Below are 20,761 nucleotides of genomic sequence, written 5' to 3'. Positions count from 1 at the left end.
GATGATGAGCGGGACCGCAACCGAGTTCGACTATGTGATCGTGGGCGCGGGCACCGCCGGCTCGCTGATGGCGGCGCGCCTCGCCGAAACGCCCGGCGTCACCGTCTGCGTACTGGAGGCAGGACCGGCCGATACCGATCCGAATATCGGTTTCCCGCCGGGTTTCATGAAGATGATCTTCAACCCCAAGGCGACATGGGGCTTCGTGTCGGAACCGGGCGAGGGCCTGAACGGCCGGTCGATCCCTGCCATTCAGGGGCGCGTCGTGGGCGGATCGATGGCGGTCAACGGCATGGTCTATACCCGCGGCCAGGCCGCGGACTTCGACAAATGGGCGCAGCTGGGCAATCCGGGCTGGGGCTATGACGACATCCTGCCCTATTTCCGCAAGACCGAGACGAACACTGATAAGGGCGATCCCCGATATCGTGGACAGGACGGCAAGCTGCCGATCGTCGCGCTCGACTGGAAGAACGACCTGGTCGACGCCTTCATCCGGGGGGCCAGCGAACTCGGCATCCCCTATAATCCCGACTATAATGGCGCGACCCAGGCGGGGGCGGGCGTCTATCAATATAATATCGGCAAGGGCAAGCGCATCAACACGGCGCGCGCCTTCCTGCATGGCGCGCGCCGCACCGGCCGCGTCGATCTGCGCGTCAACGCCCGCGCGACCAAGGTGCTGTTCGAAGGCAAGACGGCCAAGGGCGTTTCCTACACACGGGATGAGGGCGCGAGCGTGCAGACCGTGACGGCGCGGCGCGAGGTTATCCTCTGCTCCGGCGCGATCAACACGCCGCGCCTGCTGCAAGTGTCGGGCATCGGGGATCCGGAGCATCTTAGAGAGATCGGCGTCGATGTCGTCCATGCCCTGCCGGGCGTGGGGCAGAATCTGCGCGACCATATCACCCCGCGCACGGTCGTGAAGGTGCGTGGCGCGACCTCGCTCAACCAGATCGCCAATAGCAAGGTCAAGATCGCAGGCCAGATGGTCAACTGGTTGCGCAACAAGCCCAGCGTCATCGGCATCGGCGTGGTGCTGGGGCAGATTTTCTGGAAGTCCAACCCCGCGCTGGACAATCCCGACATGCTTGTCACCTTTACCCCGGGCAGCTTCAAGGAAGGCTTTCTGGGCGTGCTGGACGATGTGCCGGGCATGACGCTGGGCGCATGGCAGTTGCGGCCGGAAAGCACAGGCTATGTGAAGGCGAAGTCCACCGACCTGTTCGAAGCGCCGGCGATCCAGCCCAATTATCTGTCCGCCGAACATGACCGTGATGTGCTGCTGAGCGGGCAGAAGCTGATCCGTCGCCTGCTGAACGAAACCTCGCTCAAGAAATATGTGGTGGAGGAGATGATGCCCGGCCCGTCGGTGCAAACCGACGACGATCTGCGCGCCTATGCCCGGCGGCAGGCTCTGGCCGGCTATCATTATTGCGGCACGGCCAAGATGGGACCGGCCACCGACCCGCTGGCGGTGGTCGACGCCTCCCTGCGCATCCATGGCCTCTCCAACATCCGTGTGATCGACGCCTCGATCATGCCCGAGATTACCAGCGGAAACACCAATGCACCCACGATGATGATCGCGGAAAAGGGGGCCGACATGGTGAAGGCGGCCGCCGCCTGACGAGAAATTGACCAATAATGCTCAAACAGTAAGGAGAGGACATATGGCCGATACGGAACTGCTGGCGCGGCTGGAAGCGGTGGAGGCGGACCTCGCCATCCGCAGCCTGGTTGCGCGCTACGCCTTCGTGATGGATGATCGCGACGTCGATGCGATTCCCGCGCTCTTTACGAAGAACGCGCGGGTGACGACGGCCGACGGGGTCATGGACTCGACCGGGCGCGACGAACTTGTGGCGCTTTACGAAGGGCGCTTCGCAGCGCTTGGTGCCACCAATCATGTCGTGCAGGGGATGGACATCACGATCGATAGCCCCACGACTGCCCATGGCCAGATCCAGTCCACGGCGGAAGTCTATCGCAACGGCATCCACCAGGTCGTCGCGCTGCGTTATCAGGACAGCTATGAAAAGGAGGATGGCGCATGGCGCATCGCCACCCGCCACATGGGCTATTTCTATTATGTCCCGCTCGACAAGCATGCCGGCATCCTCGGCACGCTCCAGCGTAACCTGACCTATGCCGAACCCAAGGATGCCGACTTTCCCGAAAAGACGCCGGGCTTCGTCAAATATATGGCGACGCATTGATCTGCCGCGCCGGCACCGGTGCTCGCTTCTAAGAAAAAGCCCTCCCGGTCGCCTGACCGGGAGGGCTTTTTGCCGTACGACCCTCGTGCCCCTTATCTGCGCCACATCGCGCCATCGCCGATGGCGACATTTTTGACCCGCACAAACTCCATCATGCCGTCATGGCCGCCCTCGCGCCCATGACCGCTCAGGCCCCGGCCGCCGAAGGGCGCATTCTCCCGCGCGGTCGGTGCGCCGTTGATCTGGACGGAGCCGGCCTCCAGCCGATGCACCAGTTGCAGCGTGCGGGGCAGGTTGGTCGAATGGATATAGGCGCCCAGGCCGAATTCGGTCGAATTGGCAATTTCGACCGCTTGATCTGCCGTCTTGAATGGGATCACGGAAATGACCGGCCCGAAACATTCGTCCTGGGCGATGCTGCTCGCCGGATCGACATCGGTAAAGACGGTGGGCGCCACGAAATAGCCATTGGGATCGACACCGGCGGGTTTGTTGCCGCCCAGCGCAAGCGTCCCATCGCCCCGTGCCCGCGCCGCCTCGATCAGGCCGAGCAACCGCGTCTGCGAGCTTTCGTTGATGACCGGGCCCAGTTCGGTCGCCTTGTCCTGCGGATCGCCGATGCGGATCGAACTGATCTCCGCCAGCAGCCGTTCGGTAAAGTCCTTGGCGATGCTCTCTTCCACCAGGATGCGCGTCGGCAGGATACAACCCTGTCCCGCCAGGAACATCGGCTGGCGCGCGGCGTGTCGCACGGCGACCTCCATGTCCGCGTCGGCAAAGATCAGGTTCGCCGACTTTCCGCCCAGTTCATAAAGCGCAGGCTTGAGCGAGGGCGCCAGCATCGCGGCGATCCGCTGTCCGGTGGACACACCGCCGGTGAAGCTGATCTTCTGCACGTCGCGATGCTTGACCAGAGCCTCGCCCGCTTCGACCCCGCCGGTGACGAGGTTCAGCACGCCGGGCGGGAAACCCGCCTGCTCGGCCAGGTGGATCAGCTTCCACGCGGTAAAGGGCGTCAGCTCCGATGGCTTCATGACCACGGTATTGCCTGCCGCCAGCGCCGCGCCCAGCTTCATGCCCAGGCCCATCAGCGGGCCGTTCCATGTCAGAATCAGCCCGACCACGCCATAGGGTTCGGCCAGCGTGTAATCGAGCACATTGTCATCCTGGAAGGAAGACACGACCCGGCCCTCCAGCTTGTCGGCGAAGCCCGCCGAATATTTCGTCCAATTGGCGAACTTGGCGGGAATGGCGCGCACGCCACTGATGGGCGACCCATTTTCGCGCGCGCCGATCCAGGCAAATTCGTCGCCATGTTCCAGCACCAGGTCCGACAGCTTCAGCAACAGGTCGCGCCGCACATGCGGGTGGGTCGAACGCCAGCCGGGGAAGGCGGCCTTTGCCGCCGCGACCGCGCGATTGACCTCGTCCGCGCCGGCGACAGGAACCATGGCCTGCACTTCGCCATTGCCGGCAAAGCGATGTTCATGGGTGCCGCCGGTTCCCGTCATCAGCTTTTCCTCGCCGATGATCAGGCCCGCCTGGGGAATGGGGAAGGGTGCGTTCATGCGATCCTCTCTAGTTTATTCGACCGGCCCGGCAGGGCCGCGTTCCAATATGATTTCCATGCGATAACGGTCGGCCGGGAAATGGCCGAAGCCGATTTCCACGATGTCCCCGCTGCTCGCGGAGATAAAGTCGGTCCGCACCAGCAATAGTGGCGACCCCACTTCGACCTTCAGATACTCGGCGATGGCGGGGGATGCTGCGCCGGCATCGATGCTTTGTTCCACCCGCTTGAAGGCGATGCCAAGCTCCTCTTCCAGCACCTTGTAGGCTGGCCCGCTGATCCGCATCTTCTCCGCGAGCGCCGCATGGCGCCCATGAATGTAGATTTCCGAAAAGCCGATCGGAAGAGTGCCGCGCAACGGCATGCGCAATAGTTCCAGCCGCAACCACTGGCTCCCCTGCGCCACGCCGAGCCGCTCGGCCAGCGCCGCCGTCGCCACTATCAGCTCGATGGAGATGATGCGCGTTTCGGTCCGACGGGAATATTGCAGCAGTTCGTGGATCGACTGAACCGAGTTGACGAAATTTTCCTTAGGCTCGCACGACAGCAGGACCGAACGGGTGCCGCGATGCCGCCGGATGTAGCCGTTCAGCTCCAGCGCGCGCAGGCTTTCGCGCACCGTGTTACGGCTGGCGCCGAACCGCTCGACCAACTCCGCCTCGGTCGGCAACGGATCACCGATTTGCCAGCATTGCGCGCGGATGTCGGCGATCAGCCTGTTGGCGATCTGCCGATAACCCGGCCCCCTTTCGCGCGGGACGCTGGTGGAAACGGACCCGTCCTGCTCCGTCATGCCGGCCCATCGCCCTCTTTCATGACGCCGCCGATGGTGATCTTGGCGTCAACCGCCACTACGCCGCCCGTGCCGGGCTGCACCAGTACCGGATTGACGTCGATCGATTCCAGCGCCGGATTGGCCAGTGCCACCCCGCCCAGCGCCGCCGCGACTTGCGCCAGCGCGTCGATGTCATAGCTGCGCCCCCGATAGCCGGTCAGCAACCGCCCGAATTTCGTCCGCAGGATCGCCGCCTTCGCCTCCACGACGGAAAAAGGCGGCACCAGCACGACCGCATCGTCCAGCAATTCGACCAGGATGCCGCCCGCGCCGATCACCACGACCGGGCCGACCGTCGTATCGCGCTGCACACCCAGTATCGCCTCCAGCCCGGTGCCGATCATCTCCTCCAGCAGGATGGAGTCCGCGCCTGGGTCCGCCTTCGCCAGTGCCGCGCCGATATCGTCCCACGCCGTGGCGATCTCCGCATCCGTGCGCAGGCCCAGCGCCACCAATCCATATTCGCTCTTGTGCGCGATCTTGTCCGACAGCCCTTTCATGACCAGCGGCCGCTGCAGTCCGCTGATGTCGCCCATCGGCGCGGCGGCTTTCAGCACCAGGTTGCGCGGCGTGCGGATGCCGGCCTGTTCGATCAACGCCTTGCTGCGCGCCTCGTCCATCAGGCCCGGCGCGGTCGGCAGCGCGACGTCGGGTACAGCCTCGCTGCCCGTCCGGCTCTTGCGCAGCACGGCGGCGGCGCGATGCCGGTCGATCGCACCGAGCGCCTTGAGCAGCGCAGGCACATTGTCGGTGATCAGGATACCCGCTTCGTTAAACCGGGCCCGCTCAGCCGGGTCGACCTGCGGCGACAGCGCGATCAACCGGTCCATGCCCGCCCGCTTCGCTTCGATCAGCATTGCCGCGACCTGTTCGTTGATTTCGGGCTTCAGCATGACCAGCCCGAACAGCAACTGGTTGAAGCCATCCTCGCGGAAAATCTCGATGATGCGCGGTATCAGCCCATTCTGCGCCGCAATGTCGTAGGGGTTGACGGGGTGGCTCTGGGTCGGCAGCGCGGTCAGCTCGGCCGCCCCGGCTTCGGACGGATCGGTCAGCGGCATGCCGAGCCGCGCCATCACATCCGCCGTCTGGGCCGCGAACCCGCCGGAAATGGAGGCGATGAACGGCTTGGCCGGCGCGTCATCCTCCGACCAATCATAGCGCAGCAGGCATTCGACGATCAGTGCCAGCGATTCCAGGTCGTCGGCGACATAGAGGCCCTCATTCTCCAGGAAGGCGATGGTGTTGCGATAGGAGCCGGCGATGGCGCCGGTGTGCGACAGGGTCGCCTTCTGCCCGCTCTCGCTCTCGCCCACCTTGATCGCGACGATCGGCTTGCCGGCGTCGCGGGCCCTGGCGATCGCCGTCTTGAAGGCGGGCATGTCGCGGATCGTCTCCAGATAGATGACGATGATGTCGGTCGCCGGGTCGTCGACCAGATAGTCGATATAGTCGGCGACGTTCAGGATCAGCTCATTGCCGCAGGTCGCGCTCTTGCCGATGCCGATACCGCACTGGTTCAGCTTGGTCAGCAGCGAGGAAACCATCGCACCGCTTTGCGACACCAAGCTGACGCGGCCAGGCTTGACCGCGCCGGCATATTGGAAGATCGGACCGATCGACATGGCGACGCCCCGCGCGACATTGGCGATGCCGTTCGTGTTCGGCCCGGTGATCGCTACGCCCTGGTCCGCCAGCGCCAGCAGCCGCTTGTCGCGCTCCAGCCCTTCGCCGCCCGCCTCGCCAAAGCCTTGCGGGATCATGACCATCGCCTTGACGCCCTTGGCCGCCAGCGCATCGGCCGCGTCCACCGCGCCGGCCGCCGGCAGCACGATCATGGCGACGTCGATATCGTCGGGCAGGGCGTCGATGCTGCCATAGCATTTATGTCCCATCAGTTCGTCGTAACGCGGATTGACCACGCTGATCCGGCCGTCGAAGCCAAGCAGATTCATGGCCGTCAGCGGCGAACTGCCCAATTTGGTCGGATCGGCGGACGCGCCGATGATCGCGATCGATTTGGGTTCGAACAACTTGTCGATCGAATCTCTCACGGAAACGGAAGGACGATCGGCGATGGTCGCGGTCATGCGGGTTCCTCGATTTTCTGGGTGGCGGGGCAGCCGGCGGTGATGAAGTGCCAGAGGCCCTGTTCAGCCTCCCGCGCGGCGCGGCCCAGCAGGGTGGCCCAATGGGCGTCGGTGCCGAAATCGGTCCGCCACTCCCACAGTCGGCGCGTGATATAATGGAGCATATGTTCGTCGGTGACGCCGATCGCGCCGTGCACCTGATGCGCGATCGCGCAGGCCAATCGCGCGGCCTGTCCCGCACGGATCTTGGCAACGGCGGCCATCAGCCCGAGCGATCCCCCGTCCAGCGCCGCCCAGGCGGCATCGGCGGCCGACCGCGCCGCCGCGGCCTCCGCCGCGAGCGCAGCCAGCTGCTGCTGGATGGCCTGAAAACGCCCGATCGGTTTGCCGAACTGCTTGCGCTCATTGGCATAGTCGATCGTCATCTGCAGCGCGCGCGCCACGCCGCCAGCGATCTGGCTGGCGCGCAGCATCGCGCCCAGCGTCAGCGCATCGGGCATGTCGGCGGGCCAGGCCGCATTCGCGACCGGTTCGACATTGGCATCGATCGCCCATCGCGGCGCGCGCGAAATGGACGAAACTTCTTGCGTCGCGGCTGGCAACAACAGCAACTGGCCGGCTTCGCGCAGCAGCACATGCGCCGCTGCGCTGGTCGACCCGACCGATCGGTCGCCCAGCGCGATATCGCCGTCCGGCGCGTTTATTCCGGTCCGCGCTAGCAGCATGCGCGCCAGCATCGTCTCACCGATCGGCAACGGCACGGCGTGATAGCCCAACAGCGCGAACAGCGTACCCGCGTCGGCGAAGGACAGGCCCCCATCTTCCGCCGGCACCGTCAGCGCGTCCGCCAGTCCGAAGGCCTCGACCGCGTCGGCCAGGGCGGCCGGGGCCTTGCCTGCCTCGGCGCCCGCCAGCAGGTCGCGATCGATCAGGTCGCCAAATAGCCGTCCGGCCTGATCGGTCAGCATGGAGATCATATCGTCGCTCATCTCAGGCCCAGCCCCCGTGCGGTCATGCCGCGCATGATTTCGCGCGTGCCGCCGCGCAGGGAAAATGTCGGCGCGGTCTGCGTCAGGAACGCCAGCGCGTCCTCCAGCCCGCCATTGCCCGGCAGGGCCGGGCCGCAGTCGATCAGGTCGCTGAACAGGGCAGGTGTCTCCTGCTCCAGGTCCGCCCCCAGATCCTTCACCAGAGCGGCCTCCTGCAACGGGGTCAGCCCCTCTTCCAGCATTCCGGCGACCGACAGCGACATGCCGCGCAACGTCACATAGCGCGCGACCAGCACGCCGACGGCCCGGTCATCCGAGGCATCCAATCGAGCCAGCGCTGGCTCGATCACCGGGAAGGAACTGAGATAGCGATCCGGCCCGGACCGTTCATAGGCCAGTTCCGCATTGGCCTGCGCCCAGCCTTCGCCCTCGGCGCCGACCAGCATATCTCCGGGCACCAGCACATCCTCGAAATGCACTTCGTTGAAGTGCGCCTCGCCGGTGAGGTCCGCGATCGGCTTTACCGACACGCCCGGCAGCGTCATGTCGATCATCAACTGCGACAGGCCGGCGTGGCGCGCCATGCCATCGGACCAGGGCGTCGTGCGCACCAGGGTGATCGCATAGTCGCATTTGTGCGCGTTGGTGGTCCACACCTTCGTGCCATTGACCCGCCAGTCATTGCCCTCACGCACCGCGCGGGTGCGCAGGGAGGCGAGATCGGACCCTGAATCGGGTTCCGACAAGCCTATGCAAAAGCCGAGTTCGCCGCTGGCTATCTTGGGCAGGAAGCGCATGCGCTGCTCTTCCGTGCCGGCTTTCAGCAGCAGCGGCCCGCTCTGTCTGTCGCCGAACCAGTGCGCGCCGACCGGCGCGCCCGCCGCCAGCATCTCCTCCAGCACGACATAGCGTTCCAGCGCCGATCGCTCATGCCCGCCATAGCGTTTGGGCCAGGTCATCCCGATCCAGCCCTTCGCACCCACCTTCCTGGAAAAGTCGCGGTCGAACCTGGTCCAGCTATGCGCCCGGTCCCACAGGCTCCAGTCCTTGCCTTCCTCGGCCAGGAAGGCGCGCACCTCGGCACGCAACGCTTCGGCCTGCGGCGGCAGCGTCGTCGTCGGAAAGCGGAAGGCGTCGCTCATTTCGCACCTCCATGGATGCGCAGCATGTCCTTGGCCGTCTCGACATGCGCGATATCGACATGTTCGCCGCGATACATGACCGCTGCCTTGCCCTCCGCCTCGGCGGCCGCGAAGGTTTCGATCATGCCCTGGTAATAGTCGCGATCCGCTTCGCTCAGCGAATATATCTCGTTCATGATCGGCACGTTGGACGGGTGGAGCGCGATCTCACCCGTGTAGCCGAGCGATCGGTTGAATGCGGAAAATTTGCGCAGCCCTTCCAGATCATGCACATCCTGCCACAGGCCACCGATCGGGAAGGGCTTGCCCGCCGCGCGGCAGGCGATGATCGTCCTCGATCGGAAATAGAGCGTCTCCAGCCCTTCCGGCGACCAGGTGAAGCCCAGCGCGCGGGCGACATCCGCATTTTTCGCGGCCGACGACACCAGCGTCTGAACGCGCGGGTGCGATGCGATCTCGAACGCCTTCTCCGCCGCGCGCGCCATCTCCAGCGCGACGACCAGCTGCACCTCGCCGATCGGCATGCCCGCGCGGCTCTCCGCCTCCGCCACCATGCGCGACACCATCTCGACATCCTCGACCCCGGTGGCCTTGGCGACGAAGATGCCGGTCAGGTTCGGGTGGACCACAGCCTGGATGTCGTCCCAGTCGGGGATGTGGTTGCCTGGATTCGTCCGGACGTAGAGCAGGCCGTCGGCCGCATCCCATGTCCTGACCGCGTCGGCGACGAGGCCGCGCGCCTCAACCTTGCCGGCCACGGGGACGCTGTCCTCCAGGTCCAGCACAATGGCATCGGGGCCAGCCGCCACCGCCTTGGCGATCCAGCCGGGGCGATTGCCCGGAACGAACATCATCGTACGAATGGGGCGTGCCGGGCGACTCAATGCGCTTCTCCTCCAGGGCCACTCTTGCGTTCTTGTATGGACAACTTTATGGATTGGCGAACGAGCTGTCAATGCATAGACAGACTTGTCACACGCGATATGTGTGGAGCTTGGGAAGGAGAAGGATATGACGGACGATGCTCTGGCGACACGCATCATGAAGTTGGAGGACCGTGAAGCGATCCGGAATCTGTGCAGCCGCTATTCGCTCGCCGTCGATGATCATGATTTTGATACGCTGGCCACGTTGTTCGCGCCCGACACCCAATATGGCTGGATCGACCAGCCGCCCCAGGCGGTGGGCCGCGACGCGACCATCGATCTGCTGCGCAGCCGGATCGGCCCGTCCGGCCCAAGTTTCCACGTCAACCACGACATGATCGTCGACTGGGACGAAAGCGATCCGGCGCGCGCCACCGGCATCGTCTTCTGCCATGCCGAAGTGAACCCGGCGGGCAAGCAGTTGGCGGGTGCCATCCGCTATCGCGACAGCTACATAAAAATTGACGGCAAGTGGATGTTCGCTTCCCGCTTCCTGAGTTTCCTCTATTTCGTGCCCGTGGAAGATCACCCCGGCATATTGACCCAGACGGACAGGCTGCGCGTCGGTGGCACGTCGCGGCCGGCCCATTGGCCGCATTATGCCGTCTAGGCCACATATCGGCGCACTGAATATCTCGACTTGGCCCTGTCACCACTGTTAGGGCGGGGAGCATGGACGTGATAGAAGACAGCGCCGGGCGTGCCGGCTATCGGCAGATCGCAACCCGGCTGATCGACGAGATCCAGCAGGGGATATGGTCGATCGGCACAAAGCTGCCGACCGAACAGGCGCTGGTCGAGCGCTTCGGCGTCAGCCGCAACACCGTGCGCGAGGCGCTGCGCGAACTGCAGAATTTCGGCTATCTCAGCAAACGGCGCGGCGCCAGATCCGAAGTCATCCGCGCCGCGCCCGACAATAGTTTCCTCAATTCCATCCGTTCCGTCGACGAGCTGCTCGAATATGTCCATGCAACTCACGGCACGATCCTCTCCATCGACCGGGTCATCCTGCTGGAGGAACAGGCGCGGCAGGCCGGGGCCGCGCCGGGCAGCGAATGGGTGCGCCTGCAACTCATCCGCCGCCGCGATCCCGCTGCCCCGCCCTTCTGCTATTCGGAAGCCTATGTGGCTCCCAAATTCGCCGAAGCGCTTGATCATCTGGGTCCGTCCTTCGACATCCATCGCGCGGTCGAGGCGCGCTATGGCATCGTCATCGGCCGCGTGATCCAGGAGATTGAGGCGATTACCGCGACCGAAGGCGTCGCGCTCAAGCTCCAGGTCGCACCCGGATCGCCGATCCTGCTGGCGCGCACCACCTTCCATTCGGTTCAAGGCGACCTGGTCGAAATCGGCCTCGCTCATTTCGCGCCCGGCCGTTACAAGATGAAGATCGCGCTGGACCGCCGTCAGCCCGTCGGCGACTGACTTCGCACCCAGCCTGCCCGCTGAATTAGGCGGCGACAAAACCCAAGGTCAGTCCCCGCAATGACCGGTCAATCGATACCCAGCGCATCGAGCACCAGCGCGGTATCGCCATAAAGCGGCACGACCTCCCGCACCTTGCCGCCTTCGAAGGTCCAGCGCTCCAGCAATGGAAAGCTGATCCGCCGACCCGTCGCCCGCGCGGTCCAGTGCATGGTGCCATAGGCGGCGGCCGACATGTCGCTGGCATAGATTTCCTCGATATCGAACCGCCCGTCCTCCCAGCATTCCAATATCTGGTCGATCGCCGCCCGGATCGCCGCTGTGCCGCGATGCGCGCCGCCATAGGGCAGGCTCTCCGCCTCGATCAGCGCCGACCGGTCGTCGATGTAGCTGAACCAGCGATCGAGATCGCCAGTGAAGAAGGCGTCATAGACTTGCTCGACAAGCGCCTTGTTGTCCGCGGCCGATGGCATGGGCGTCCCCCCTATTTCAGGATTTGATGGTCAAAATGCGGTCGAGAAAGGGCTCGAAATCGTCCAGCGAACGGCAATAGGCGCGCGCGGGAAAGCACATCGTCGTGACGCCCGCTGCCTTGAGCGCGGGCACTTTTGCGAGGTTCGCCTCCAGGTCGGCGCTGCCATCCTTGACGTAGAAGGGATCGAGCATCACCCGGACGTTGAGTTCGGCCGGATCGCGCCCTGCTGCGGTGAAGGCGGTCTTCAATGCCGCAATTTGCGGGCCGAGCTTCTCGGGATCCTGCTCCATCGGGAACCATCCGTCGCCCAGTTCGGCGATGCGCGCGAAATTGCGATCGCTCGCAACGCCCAGGCCGAAATTCACCGGCACGCGCGGTTGCAAGGGCAGGGGCAATTGATAGACATTGTCGAAGGCCACGGTTTCGCCGTGATAGCTGGTCGGCGCCTCCCGCCACAGCGCGCGCATCGCCCGCACCGTGTCAAACATGCGTTCGAACCGCCGCGCGAAGGGGATGCCGCAGGCGCTGAACTCCTCCTCCATCCAGCCCGCCCCCACCCCGACCTCTATCCGCCCGCGCGAGATGACGTCGATGGTGGCGATCTGTTTGGCGAGCAGCGCCGCAGGACGAAGCGCCGCGACGACGATCCCGTTGGTCAGCCGGATGTTCTTCGTCACGGCGGCGAAGGCGGACAGCGCGATCAGCGGCTCGAAATAAGGATAGTCGGCCGGCACATAATAGTCGCCGTAAAGATATTTGTCCGGGTTCGCCATCAGGATATGGTCGGGCGTATCGAGCAGGTCGATACCCTTGGCGTCGGCCATCCGAGCTAGGTCCAGCACATTGGCGAAATCGTTGCCGACCAGTTCCTGCGATCCCCACAAACCCAGCGATATACGCATCAGACGAACACTCCTGCCTTGCGCGCGGGCAGGCCCGCAATTTCGACGGGCAGGCGCAGCATGCCGCCTGTCCCCTTCTCTTTGAGATCGCCGCCGGCGACATAAAGCTGGAGCATGTTCTCGCTTCCGAAGGTGAGGCTGGCGACCGCGCCGAAGGGCAGGGGGATGCTGCGAACCAGCCCCTGGCCCGGCACATGATATTCCAGCAGGTTGCACATGTAACGCGCCACCCACAGCCCGCCTCCGCTATCCAGCACGATGCCGTCGCTGTCTGGCAGCGCCGCGATCAGTTGCCGGTCGGTCAGGCGACCGTCGGAGGTCAGGCCATAGCTGAACACGCCCTCGCCGGATTGGGACAGATAGAAGCGGCCATCCGGCCCGAAATCCATCCCGTTGGGAACAGGCATCTGCGCCAGCCTGACCGCATGGCCGTCGCGGTTCAGGCGGAAGAGAATGCTGGGATTTGGGGCGCGGCCTTCATCGAAGGCGGCATAGTCCAGCGTACCCCCATAAAGATTCCCGGCCGCATCCGCCTCCAGGTCGTTCATATCGGCAATGACGACGCCGTCGATCACCACCGGGATCGAACGCCTCTCGCCGGTCATCGGATCGATCCGCAACAGGCCCGCCCTGCCCGAACAGAGGATGCCGCCCGCCTCGTCGATCACCACGCCGCCCACGCTGCGGCGATCGGGTTCGACCGTCTCTATCGCCTCGCCCGGCCGGCAGCGATACAGGCCGACACCCAGGGCGTCGCCGAAATAGAGATCGCCCCGGTCGTCAAAGCGCGGCCCTTCAGCCAGGTTGACGCCCCTGGCAATCCATTCGACCTCGACGCTCATGCCGCTTCCTTTCTGCGGACGGCGCCCACCATGAAGAAGGCGACAAGCGTTTCGGTGTCCCCGTCATTGCGCCAGGCATGACGCGCGCCCGCCATCACGGCGACGTCGCCCGGCCGCATCACACGCTCGACACCGGCGTCCACCGTCAGCGTCAGCGTGCCCGACACCACCAGCACGAAATCCGTCGTATCGGTGCTGTGCATGCCGTCCTCTTCCCAGGGGATGTCCTGCGGTGCACCCTCGGTCGCGCGCAGCTTCTGCCCCGGCGCATAGCGCGACATCACCAGCCGGCATCCCCCGACCGGGGGATAGAGGCCGGACGCGGCGGGATCGCGCCCATCGTCGGGATAGAGCGCGGGTTCGTCCGCACTCCACATGGTCGACAGCAGGCCGACGCCCGGCACGGCCATGCCGGGAACATCCTCGTCGGATGCGATCACCGATCGACCGTCCCCGTCATGCCCGATCACGATCCTGCGCATCGCCTGCCGCTCCCCTGCGCCTTAGAATTTATAGCCGAGCTGGAGCCGGATCTCCCGCGTCCGTGGCGTCGCCGCCTGGAAGTCTGTCGGCGATCCGAAGGATTTGCTTTGGCTGGATTCGATATAATATTTGTTGGTCAGGTTCCTGCCGATCAGCGCGATTTCGTAGCGATCGTCCGTCGTGAAGAACCGCAGCCCCGCATTCACCCGCGCGAAGGCCTTTTGCTCGGTGCCGGGCGCGCGATCCTCCTGGAAGAAATAGCTGCCCGAATAGTTGACGTCGCCATTGATCGACATCGACCAGTCACCGCCGATCGCCGTTTCAAACGTCGCGCCACCGGTGAAAGTCCAGTCGGGCGCGCGCACCAGGGGCGTGCCGGACAGATCCTGCCGCCCATTGGTGCAGAAACCATCGCGCACCGTCGGGCTGGTCGGTTGTCCCGTATAGCATGGCGCCCGCGAGAAATCGAGGAAACGGGCATGGTTGTAGCTGCCGGCGGCGTTCAGCGTCAGTCCCGGCGTGACCCGCCAGTCGCCGGAGACTTCGGCGCCTTGCACCCGCGCGTCCGCGGCATTGGCGATGCTGACGCTGAAGGTCGCAGGGTTGAAGATCGACACCTGAAGGCCGGTGTAGGTGTAGCGATAGGCCACCGCCTCCACCCGGAGCGTGCGGTTTGCCAGCATCGCCTTCATGCCAATCTCTCCGCCCTTCACCTTTTCGGGATCGAAACTCAACTGTTCCGCGCTCGGCTTCTGCCCGGTGGTGGCGTCGATCTGGTAAAGGTCGGCCGAGGAAAAGCCGCCCGACTTGAAGCCGGTCTTGAAGGCGCCATACACCAGAACGTCGCGCTGCGGCTTCCAGGACAAGGTGAATTCCGGCGACCAGTTGGAGAAGGACAGCGTCTCGTCGAAAAAGTCGCCTTCCGGCACCAGATTGAAAGCCGGACCCAGTATCTGGTGCACGAACTGATTGTTGAAATAGCCGCGCCGCCGCTCCCGCGTGTAGCGCACGCCCCCCGCCAGTTCGAGCGTCTCTGCGATCTTGTAGCGGAGCTGACCATAGCCAGAGAGCGTCCGCGCCCAGCCTCTGGGCGTATTTTCGAACGTGTGATATTTGCCGTTGCGCGGGTCCGGGCCGACGTCGCCACCAAAGGTGGATACCCAGTTCTTGCGCTTGATATTGTCGTAGAAGGCGCCGAGTGTGAAATTGATTGGTCCGTCATAGTCCGTCACGGCACGCAGTTCCTGCGAAAAGCCACGCGTCTTTTCCGCGATTGGGACGTAAAGATTGCCAAGGCTGGTGAAGGAATAGCCGTTCGCGTGCTTGTAGTTCAGATTATAATAGCCGGTTACCGACGTCAGCGTGACATTGCCCAGATCCAGATTCATCGTCAGCGACGTGAGGTCTGTCCATGACTTGGTATAGGTGTCGCCATTCCTGTCGGCGAACGGCCAGTCTTTGATATAGCCTGGGTCGATGCCGACGCTGGCCAGCGTGTCGTCGAATTTGCAGTTCAGGAACGGATCGGTGACGCCCAGGTCCGTCGGGCCGCTGCCCGCGATGCAATAGCCCTGCGTGGTCGTGCCATTATCCTCATATTGCGCCAGGCCAACCTTCAGCAGGGCATCGAAATTATCGCTCGGTTCCCACTTCAGCGAAATGCGGCCCATCAGTTCCTTTGCGCCGGGCGAATAGTTGTCCGACGCGCCCGGAGATCCCTTGGTCAGGAATGGGTTGGTTCCGGCGGGAAGGGGTTCGGCGACGTTCCTGATCCATCCGCGCATGGTGGTGCCACGGACGGCTATGCGGGCGCTCAGCGTGTCGCTCAGCGGGCCGGTCACGGCTGCCTCGCCATAGACTTCCTGCGCCTCTGATTCATAGCCGACCCGGGCATAGCCGCCAAAGGTCCGCTCCGGCCCGGCAGTGGTCAGCGAGATCACGCCCGCCGGGCTGTTCTTGCCGAAAAATAGCGCCTGCGGTCCCTTCAGCACTTCTACTTGGGCCAGGTCGAACAGGCCCTGGTTGATGAAGTTGCCGCGTGTCATCTGTATGCCGTCGATGGCCAGCGTCACGCTCTGTTCGATCCCCGCATCGCCTTTGGGCGATCCCACGCCGCGAATGGTGAAGCTGGCGCCAGCACCGGAATCGCCGCGTGCCAGGATAACCTGCGGCGCCAGTTGCGCCAGGCGGTTCAAATCGCTGACGCCCTGGCGCTGAAGCGTCGTTGCGGGAATGGCGGTCACGGCGACGGGGACATCCATAAGAGATTCCGTCCGCTTGCGCGCCGTGACGACGATATCCTCCAGGCCGCCGCTGTCGACGCCGCGTTCAGCCTGTCCGGGCGGCACGGTCTGGGCCTGTGCCAGCCCCACGCTCAAGCTCAGGCCAACTCCACAAAGCAGCGCATGACTAACGATCCGTCCCATTTCCCTCTCCCTCCTTGGACGCCCACCGCAGGGTCGCCCTTTATTCTCTCTGCGCCATCGCTCCTTTGCCCGAGTCGCACCGAGAGGTGGGGGCGAGAGTTCTTCTTGGCGTGAATCAATCATATCCTATCAGAAATGATTTTCGCAAGAGAGAATTATCCAGGAAGGATGATAGTTGGTGACGATAGGCTACTAAGAGAAAGAGTGCCGAGGCCAGCTCCTGCAAATTTCTCGCAGGAGAATTATCATTTCATATCGAGAATTGGGTTCAGGCTGGATTTGAGCGACCCGACATCGGCTGGCCTATGATGGCGCGGCTTGACGAACGTCGCCACAAGCGCCGCAACCGGATCGACATCATGTTCGGCCTGAAGGACCGGCGCCGCATCGCCACACGCTACGACAAGGGTCCAACCGCCTTCTTGTCCGCCATGGCATTCGTCGCAACCGTCATATTCCCGCTCTGGTCAATGCGTCCGGACACCGGGACGTGTGGCTCCGCACCGGTCGTGAAGCGGGCCGGTTGGATGAGTTCGATGCTGATACCCTCATGATCACGCAGATAGATGGCCCGAGCGCCCCGATTGGGTCCTCCGGTGCTCGTGCTGACACCGCCTAACGGCTTCATTCCAAAAGCCGCGGCGCGCGCGACTGTGGCGTCAAGGTCGCGCACGTCGAAGGTGAGGTGGGTGTAGCCGGTGGCACAGGGGCGCGCCTGCACCCGGCCCCGATCGAGCGGACGCCGATATTGCAGCAACTCGACCCCGATCAGGTCAGGACGGCGCAAATGTGCGACCATGATGTCGGAATCCTCGACTCCAGTCAGGGTCGCCACATTGGCGGGGTTGCGCGTCGCGAGCGAAATCAGCCGATATCCGAAGACCTGTGTGAACAAGGCGATGCCACGGTCCATCTCCTCAATGGTGAAGCCGACATGGTTAGTGGCGATAATATCCGACAAGGCGCCTCTCCTTTTAGGATGGGAGAAGACAGGCTCAAGTCAGCTGAGTCAAGATGTCTGGACTAGTTTCATTCGCCCATGATCCGCGACGATCCTGTTCCGGTCCCGCGCGCGCAGGCGAAAAGCCACCTCGTCAGCCGCCAGCATCCAATAGTCCAGGTCCAGCGCCTCGCCGGGGAAAACCGGATTGGTGAACCGCATTCCGATCGCACGCAGGCGCGTCGGATCGCCGTCGGCCAATGCGCATAGCAGAGCCATGCCCGCCATTCCGAAGCTGGCAAGGCCATGCAGGATGGGCCGCGCAAATCCGGCGCCCCGCGCGAACGCGGGATCACTATGCAATGGATTGCGGTCGCCCGACAGCCGATAGATGAGCGCCTGCTGTGGCGAGGAACGAAGCGTGATACTTTGGTCGGGCGGGCGATCGGGCATCGGTTGCGCCGCAGGGGCGATATCATGCGTGCCGCCCAATCCCCCTTCGTCGCGACACAAGATCGTCGATCCCAGGACGGCCAGCAGCCGCCCGTCCGCGGCATCCCGAATCTCGTCCACCGTGCCGATCAGCGCGCCGCGCCCAGCGCCCCGATCAACGATACGGTCGATGCGGGTCTTGCGCCGGATCGTACCTGTCAGCGGCAGGGGGCTTTCCACGCGCAGCGTCTGCGCGCCATGCAGCACGCGCGCCGCGTTGATGCCGGTCGGCACCTGATCGACCCAAAAGCCCGTATATCCCAGCACGACCGCCATGGTGGGCAGCGCACGCAACCGCGCCTCATCGACAAAAGCCAATTGACGATCATCTATCGGGTCCATCCCGGCCCCTACGCCCAGCGCATAGAGCACGCAATCTTGCGGACCATAGCGCTGCACGGTTTCCGGTATGTCGAGCGCGACCAGGCGGTGTGGATCAAATTGCATGGACAACTTACTCTTGATGGAGAATGACATTCGCTATAGCGATTTTGACCGATCAACAAGAGCATAGGAGGGATCATGGGCCAGGATGCGACCGCGATGGCGAGCGAAGAGGGCAAGGTGCTGCGGCCCGGCCTGCTGGCGGGCATGTCTGGCCTCGTCACGGGCGCGGGTTCGGGCATCGGCCGCGCCGTGGCCTTGCGCCTGATGGAACTCGGCATGGACGTGGCGGGCGTCGGCCGCCGGATCGACATATTGGAGGAAACGGCCCAGATGGCTGGAACCCTTCCGGGCCGTTTTTCCTTCGAAAGCTGCGACCTGCGCGATGCCGACGCGACCGAAGCGCTGGTCGCGCGGATCGGCGACCGGCAGGGAATCGACTTGCTGGTCAATAATGCCGGCGGCCAGTTCTACGCGCCCGCGACGGAGATCAGCCGCAAGGGCTGGGACGCCGTCATCGCCATCAATCTGTCGTCGATTTTCACCCTGACGAAGGCGGCCCACCCTTATTTGAAGGCTCGGCGCGGCAGCGTGATCAATATCTCCCTTTCCGGCATCGACCGGGGGTCGAAGGGGCTCGCCCATTCCATCGCCGCCCGCGCCGGGGTGCTGGGCATGGCGCGCTCCATGGCGCTGGAGTGGGCAGCCGACGGCATTCGCCTGAACTGCATCGGACCGGGCCTGGTCACGACCGAGGGGTTGGAAACGCCGACTGCGCGCAAGATGCTGACCAAGCTGCTCGCCGCAACCCCCGCGGGTCGCGCGACGGACCCGGCGGAGGTCGCGGAACTGACCGCCTTCCTTGCCAGTGACGCCGGGCGGCTGATGACCGGCCAACTCATCCAGATCGATGGCGCCGCGCATCTGGGCGCCGGCCTGCACATGATCGATTGAAGAGGGCGCAGATGACCCGGAGCAAGGGCGCCCTTGCGGGCATTCGCATCGTCGAGTTCGCGGGACTGGGGCCGGTCCCCTTTGCGGCGATGATGCTGGCGGACATGGGCGCGGATATCATTCGCATCGACCGGCCCGGCGCGGTGCCGCCGATACCGGACCCTATCACCGGAAGAGGACGGCCACGGGTCGACGCGGACCTGAAGAGCCCGGGCGATCTTGCCGCGGTACAGGATCTGGTCGCCGGCGCCGATGCGTTGCTGGAGGGGTTTCGGCCCGGCGTGATGGAGCGGCTGGGCCTGGGCCCGGACGCGATGCTCGCCCGCAATCCCCGACTGGTCTATGCCCGCATGACCGGCTGGGGACAGGACGGCCCCTATGCCCGCTATGCCGGCCATGACATCAACTATATCGCGATCACCGGCGCTCTGGCGGCGATCGGTCCTGCGGACCGCGCCGTGCCGCCGCTCAGCATCGTCGGTGATTACGGCGGCGGCGCGCTCTATCTGGTCGCGGGCGTCCTCGCCGCCTTGCTTTCCGCCAAGGCGACGGGGCAGGGGCAGGTGGTGGACTGCGCCATGTGCGATGGCGCCTTGTCGCTGACCAGCTTCTTCCACGAAATGGCGGCGGCGGGCCAATGGCGCGAACGGCGCGAGGCGAACATGCTGGATGGCGGCGCCCCCTATTATGGCGTGTTCCGCTGCGCCGATGGCCTGGACGTGGCGGTCGGCGCCATCGAACCCCAATTCCACGCCCTGCTGTGTGCGGGCCTTGGCATCGAGGAGGGGGAGATGGCGGCGCGCGACGATCCCGAGCGCTGGGCTGACCTGCGCGCAAAGATTGCTGCGGTGATTGCAAGCCAGCCGCGCGCGCACTGGCTCGCCCATCTCGAATATAGCGATGCCTGCTTCACCCCGGTCGGCACGTTCAGTGAAGCGGCGCGGCATCCCCATATCGCCGCGCGCGGCGGGATGGTGGAGATCGACGGCGTGCCGCAGCCCGCCCCGGCGCCACGCTTTTCCGCCACGCCTTCTTGCATCCGGTCCGAAGCACGCCGGGCTTTGACGTTGGAAGCCGCCAAGGCCGCATGGTTGTAGGTACAACATATCGGTCATATGATTGACCGGCCTATAGTTGTATGTATAACATTGGGCGCAAGCGGCTGGCGCCGCGAGTCTTTGCAACGGGAGAGCGCGCATGAGCGGCAAATGGTATGAAGAAATGGAACCCGGCATGGTCATCAAGCATGACGTGACGCGCACCTGCACGGAGACGGACAATCTGCTCTTCACGGTGTTGGGCCATAACGACCAGCCGCTTCATCTGGATGTCGAGTTCGCCAAGAAGAGCAAGCATGGCGCCATCGCCGTCAACAGCTTGTGGACGCTGAACCTGATTGGCGGCATTTCGGTACGCAAGACGACGCTCGGCACCACTATGGGCAACCTGGGCTATGACGAGATCCGTTTCCCCAATCCAGTGCGGATCGGCGACACCATTCATGGCGAAACGCACATCCTCGATAAGCGCGAGAGCAAGAAATATCCCAACGCCGGCATCGTCACGTTCAAAGATATCGGCATGAATCAGAAGGATGAAATCGTCGTCACCGCTATCCGCAAAGGCATGGTTTACAAGAAGCCGCAGGCCGAGACGGGGGCATAGGC

The 20,761-nt window shown here is 64.2% G+C and carries 20 protein-coding genes and 1 pseudogene; 8 read left to right on the top strand and 13 right to left on the bottom strand.

Going from position 1 to position 20,761, the window contains the following annotated elements:
- Nucleotides 1-4: 4 nt before the first annotated feature.
- Together ACETPF_RS11945 and ACETPF_RS11940 are read left to right on the top strand one after the other, a co-directional pair.
- Nucleotides 5-1,630 (top strand): GMC family oxidoreductase, encoded by a 1,626-nt coding sequence (locus ACETPF_RS11945; RefSeq protein WP_373934704.1) that lies wholly within the window; start codon nucleotides 5-7, stop codon nucleotides 1,628-1,630.
- A gap of 43 nt (nucleotides 1,631-1,673) precedes the next feature.
- The gene (locus ACETPF_RS11940) at nucleotides 1,674-2,219 is read left to right on the top strand and encodes a nuclear transport factor 2 family protein (RefSeq protein WP_373934703.1); all 546 of its coding nucleotides are present in this window, start codon (nucleotides 1,674-1,676) and stop codon (nucleotides 2,217-2,219) included.
- 92 nt (nucleotides 2,220-2,311) lie between these two features.
- Here the strand turns inward: ACETPF_RS11940 and ACETPF_RS11935 are convergent, their stop codons facing one another.
- Genes ACETPF_RS11935 through ACETPF_RS11910 form a run of 6 tightly spaced genes read right to left on the bottom strand, consistent with a single transcriptional unit; the run spans nucleotide 2,312 to nucleotide 9,699 of the window.
- Complete coding sequence (locus tag ACETPF_RS11935) at nucleotides 2,312-3,787, bottom strand: aldehyde dehydrogenase family protein (protein WP_373934702.1); 1,476 nt, start codon at nucleotides 3,785-3,787, stop codon at nucleotides 2,312-2,314.
- Nucleotides 3,788-3,802: 15 nt separating this feature from the next.
- Nucleotides 3,803-4,582 (bottom strand): GntR family transcriptional regulator, encoded by a 780-nt coding sequence (locus ACETPF_RS11930; protein WP_373934701.1) that lies wholly within the window; start codon nucleotides 4,580-4,582, stop codon nucleotides 3,803-3,805.
- Nucleotides 4,579-6,714: an acetate--CoA ligase family protein gene (locus ACETPF_RS11925; protein WP_373934700.1), complete on the bottom strand. Its 2,136-nt coding sequence runs from the start codon at nucleotides 6,712-6,714 to the stop codon at nucleotides 4,579-4,581. Before ACETPF_RS11925 ends, ACETPF_RS11930 begins: the two co-directional genes overlap by 4 nt.
- Complete coding sequence (locus ACETPF_RS11920) at nucleotides 6,711-7,703, bottom strand: acyl-CoA dehydrogenase family protein (RefSeq protein WP_373934699.1); 993 nt, start codon at nucleotides 7,701-7,703, stop codon at nucleotides 6,711-6,713. The genes ACETPF_RS11925 and ACETPF_RS11920 overlap by 4 nt, the downstream gene beginning before the upstream one ends.
- Nucleotides 7,700-8,845 (bottom strand): acyl-CoA dehydrogenase family protein, encoded by a 1,146-nt coding sequence (locus ACETPF_RS11915; RefSeq protein WP_373934698.1) that lies wholly within the window; start codon nucleotides 8,843-8,845, stop codon nucleotides 7,700-7,702. Before ACETPF_RS11915 ends, ACETPF_RS11920 begins: the two co-directional genes overlap by 4 nt.
- Nucleotides 8,842-9,699, bottom strand: a complete 858-nt coding sequence (locus ACETPF_RS11910) for an HpcH/HpaI aldolase/citrate lyase family protein (protein ID WP_373934697.1) — start codon at nucleotides 9,697-9,699, stop codon at nucleotides 8,842-8,844. The genes ACETPF_RS11915 and ACETPF_RS11910 overlap by 4 nt, the downstream gene beginning before the upstream one ends.
- 157 nt (nucleotides 9,700-9,856) lie before the next feature.
- On the opposite strand from ACETPF_RS11910, the gene ACETPF_RS11905 reads away from it, so the two are divergent.
- Together ACETPF_RS11905 and ACETPF_RS11900 are read left to right on the top strand one after the other, a co-directional pair.
- Nucleotides 9,857-10,381 (top strand): nuclear transport factor 2 family protein, encoded by a 525-nt coding sequence (locus ACETPF_RS11905; RefSeq protein WP_373934696.1) that lies wholly within the window; start codon nucleotides 9,857-9,859, stop codon nucleotides 10,379-10,381.
- 62 nt (nucleotides 10,382-10,443) lie between these two features.
- A complete protein-coding gene (locus ACETPF_RS11900; RefSeq protein ID WP_373934695.1) occupies nucleotides 10,444-11,196 on the top strand; it encodes a GntR family transcriptional regulator in 753 nt (250 codons plus the stop codon).
- Between the two features lie 68 nt (nucleotides 11,197-11,264).
- On the opposite strand, the gene ACETPF_RS11895 is transcribed toward ACETPF_RS11900, so the two are convergent.
- Genes ACETPF_RS11895 through ACETPF_RS11875 form a run of 5 tightly spaced genes read right to left on the bottom strand, consistent with a single transcriptional unit; the run spans nucleotide 11,265 to nucleotide 16,324 of the window.
- The gene (locus ACETPF_RS11895) at nucleotides 11,265-11,669 is read right to left on the bottom strand and encodes a nuclear transport factor 2 family protein (RefSeq protein ID WP_373934694.1); all 405 of its coding nucleotides are present in this window, start codon (nucleotides 11,667-11,669) and stop codon (nucleotides 11,265-11,267) included.
- 16 nt (nucleotides 11,670-11,685) lie between these two features.
- Nucleotides 11,686-12,573 carry a TIGR03619 family F420-dependent LLM class oxidoreductase gene (locus ACETPF_RS11890; RefSeq protein ID WP_373934693.1) on the bottom strand — a complete coding sequence of 296 codons (888 nt, stop codon included), beginning with the start codon at nucleotides 12,571-12,573 and terminating at the stop codon, nucleotides 11,686-11,688.
- Entirely contained in the window at nucleotides 12,573-13,415 is an 843-nt protein-coding gene (locus ACETPF_RS11885) for an SMP-30/gluconolactonase/LRE family protein (RefSeq protein ID WP_373934692.1), read from the bottom strand. The genes ACETPF_RS11890 and ACETPF_RS11885 overlap by 1 nt, the downstream gene beginning before the upstream one ends.
- On the bottom strand, nucleotides 13,412-13,897 hold the full coding sequence (locus ACETPF_RS11880) for a cupin domain-containing protein (protein WP_373934691.1): 486 nt from the start codon (nucleotides 13,895-13,897) through the stop codon (nucleotides 13,412-13,414). Before ACETPF_RS11880 ends, ACETPF_RS11885 begins: the two co-directional genes overlap by 4 nt.
- A gap of 21 nt (nucleotides 13,898-13,918) precedes the next feature.
- Entirely contained in the window at nucleotides 13,919-16,324 is a 2,406-nt protein-coding gene (locus tag ACETPF_RS11875) for a TonB-dependent receptor (protein WP_373934690.1), read from the bottom strand.
- Nucleotides 16,325-16,638: 314 nt separating this feature from the next.
- Here ACETPF_RS11875 and ACETPF_RS11870 point away from each other — a divergent pair.
- Nucleotides 16,639-16,782: pseudogene (locus ACETPF_RS11870) on the top strand (IS5/IS1182 family transposase); the annotation flags it as partial.
- On the opposite strand, the gene ACETPF_RS11865 reads toward ACETPF_RS11870, so the two are convergent.
- Both ACETPF_RS11865 and ACETPF_RS11860 read right to left on the bottom strand, forming a co-directional pair.
- Nucleotides 16,722-17,285, bottom strand: a complete 564-nt coding sequence (locus ACETPF_RS11865) for a VOC family protein (protein WP_373934689.1) — start codon at nucleotides 17,283-17,285, stop codon at nucleotides 16,722-16,724. The pseudogene ACETPF_RS11870 and the gene ACETPF_RS11865 sit on opposite strands and share 61 nt — an antisense overlap.
- A gap of 48 nt (nucleotides 17,286-17,333) precedes the next feature.
- Nucleotides 17,334-18,203: a MaoC/PaaZ C-terminal domain-containing protein gene (locus ACETPF_RS11860; RefSeq protein ID WP_373934688.1), complete on the bottom strand. Its 870-nt coding sequence runs from the start codon at nucleotides 18,201-18,203 to the stop codon at nucleotides 17,334-17,336.
- Between the two features lie 75 nt (nucleotides 18,204-18,278).
- Between ACETPF_RS11860 and ACETPF_RS11855 the strand changes: the two genes are divergently transcribed.
- The 3 genes from ACETPF_RS11855 (at nucleotide 18,279) to ACETPF_RS11845 (ending at nucleotide 20,759) form a co-directional block, all read left to right on the top strand.
- Nucleotides 18,279-19,094 carry an SDR family NAD(P)-dependent oxidoreductase gene (locus ACETPF_RS11855; RefSeq protein WP_373934687.1) on the top strand — a complete coding sequence of 272 codons (816 nt, stop codon included), beginning with the start codon at nucleotides 18,279-18,281 and terminating at the stop codon, nucleotides 19,092-19,094.
- 11 nt (nucleotides 19,095-19,105) lie between these two features.
- Complete coding sequence (locus ACETPF_RS11850; RefSeq protein WP_373934686.1) at nucleotides 19,106-20,191, top strand: CaiB/BaiF CoA transferase family protein; 1,086 nt, start codon at nucleotides 19,106-19,108, stop codon at nucleotides 20,189-20,191.
- Nucleotides 20,192-20,291: 100 nt separating this feature from the next.
- A complete protein-coding gene (locus tag ACETPF_RS11845) occupies nucleotides 20,292-20,759 on the top strand; it encodes a MaoC family dehydratase (RefSeq protein ID WP_373934685.1) in 468 nt (155 codons plus the stop codon).
- The last annotated feature ends 2 nt before the right edge of the window (nucleotides 20,760-20,761 follow it).

The organism is Sphingobium agrisoli (assembly GCF_041877245.1).
Lineage (GTDB): Bacteria > Pseudomonadota > Alphaproteobacteria > Sphingomonadales > Sphingomonadaceae > Sphingobium.
This window is presented reverse-complemented; position numbering and strand designations above follow the sequence as displayed.

What these genes read in the sequence shown, in the direction of transcription:
- ACETPF_RS11945 (WP_373934704.1), top strand. Translation starts at nt 5, where the DNA reads ATGAGCGGGACCGCAACCGAGTTCGACTATGTGATCGTGGGCGCGGGC.
- ACETPF_RS11940 (WP_373934703.1), top strand. Translation starts at nt 1,674, where the DNA reads ATGGCCGATACGGAACTGCTGGCGCGGCTGGAAGCGGTGGAGGCGGAC.
- ACETPF_RS11935 (WP_373934702.1), bottom strand. Translation starts at nt 3,787, where the DNA reads ATGAACGCACCCTTCCCCATTCCCCAGGCGGGCCTGATCATCGGCGAG.
- ACETPF_RS11930 (WP_373934701.1), bottom strand. Translation starts at nt 4,582, where the DNA reads ATGACGGAGCAGGACGGGTCCGTTTCCACCAGCGTCCCGCGCGAAAGG.
- ACETPF_RS11925 (WP_373934700.1), bottom strand. Translation starts at nt 6,714, where the DNA reads ATGACCGCGACCATCGCCGATCGTCCTTCCGTTTCCGTGAGAGATTCG.
- ACETPF_RS11920 (WP_373934699.1), bottom strand. Translation starts at nt 7,703, where the DNA reads ATGAGCGACGATATGATCTCCATGCTGACCGATCAGGCCGGACGGCTA.
- ACETPF_RS11915 (WP_373934698.1), bottom strand. Translation starts at nt 8,845, where the DNA reads ATGAGCGACGCCTTCCGCTTTCCGACGACGACGCTGCCGCCGCAGGCC.
- ACETPF_RS11910 (WP_373934697.1), bottom strand. Translation starts at nt 9,699, where the DNA reads ATGATGTTCGTTCCGGGCAATCGCCCCGGCTGGATCGCCAAGGCGGTG.
- ACETPF_RS11905 (WP_373934696.1), top strand. Translation starts at nt 9,857, where the DNA reads ATGACGGACGATGCTCTGGCGACACGCATCATGAAGTTGGAGGACCGT.
- ACETPF_RS11900 (WP_373934695.1), top strand. Translation starts at nt 10,444, where the DNA reads ATGGACGTGATAGAAGACAGCGCCGGGCGTGCCGGCTATCGGCAGATC.
- ACETPF_RS11895 (WP_373934694.1), bottom strand. Translation starts at nt 11,669, where the DNA reads ATGCCATCGGCCGCGGACAACAAGGCGCTTGTCGAGCAAGTCTATGAC.
- ACETPF_RS11890 (WP_373934693.1), bottom strand. Translation starts at nt 12,573, where the DNA reads ATGCGTATATCGCTGGGTTTGTGGGGATCGCAGGAACTGGTCGGCAAC.
- ACETPF_RS11885 (WP_373934692.1), bottom strand. Translation starts at nt 13,415, where the DNA reads ATGAGCGTCGAGGTCGAATGGATTGCCAGGGGCGTCAACCTGGCTGAA.
- ACETPF_RS11880 (WP_373934691.1), bottom strand. Translation starts at nt 13,897, where the DNA reads ATGCGCAGGATCGTGATCGGGCATGACGGGGACGGTCGATCGGTGATC.
- ACETPF_RS11875 (WP_373934690.1), bottom strand. Translation starts at nt 16,324, where the DNA reads ATGGGACGGATCGTTAGTCATGCGCTGCTTTGTGGAGTTGGCCTGAGC.
- ACETPF_RS11860 (WP_373934688.1), bottom strand. Translation starts at nt 18,203, where the DNA reads ATGCAATTTGATCCACACCGCCTGGTCGCGCTCGACATACCGGAAACC.
- ACETPF_RS11855 (WP_373934687.1), top strand. Translation starts at nt 18,279, where the DNA reads ATGGGCCAGGATGCGACCGCGATGGCGAGCGAAGAGGGCAAGGTGCTG.
- ACETPF_RS11850 (WP_373934686.1), top strand. Translation starts at nt 19,106, where the DNA reads ATGACCCGGAGCAAGGGCGCCCTTGCGGGCATTCGCATCGTCGAGTTC.
- ACETPF_RS11845 (WP_373934685.1), top strand. Translation starts at nt 20,292, where the DNA reads ATGAGCGGCAAATGGTATGAAGAAATGGAACCCGGCATGGTCATCAAG.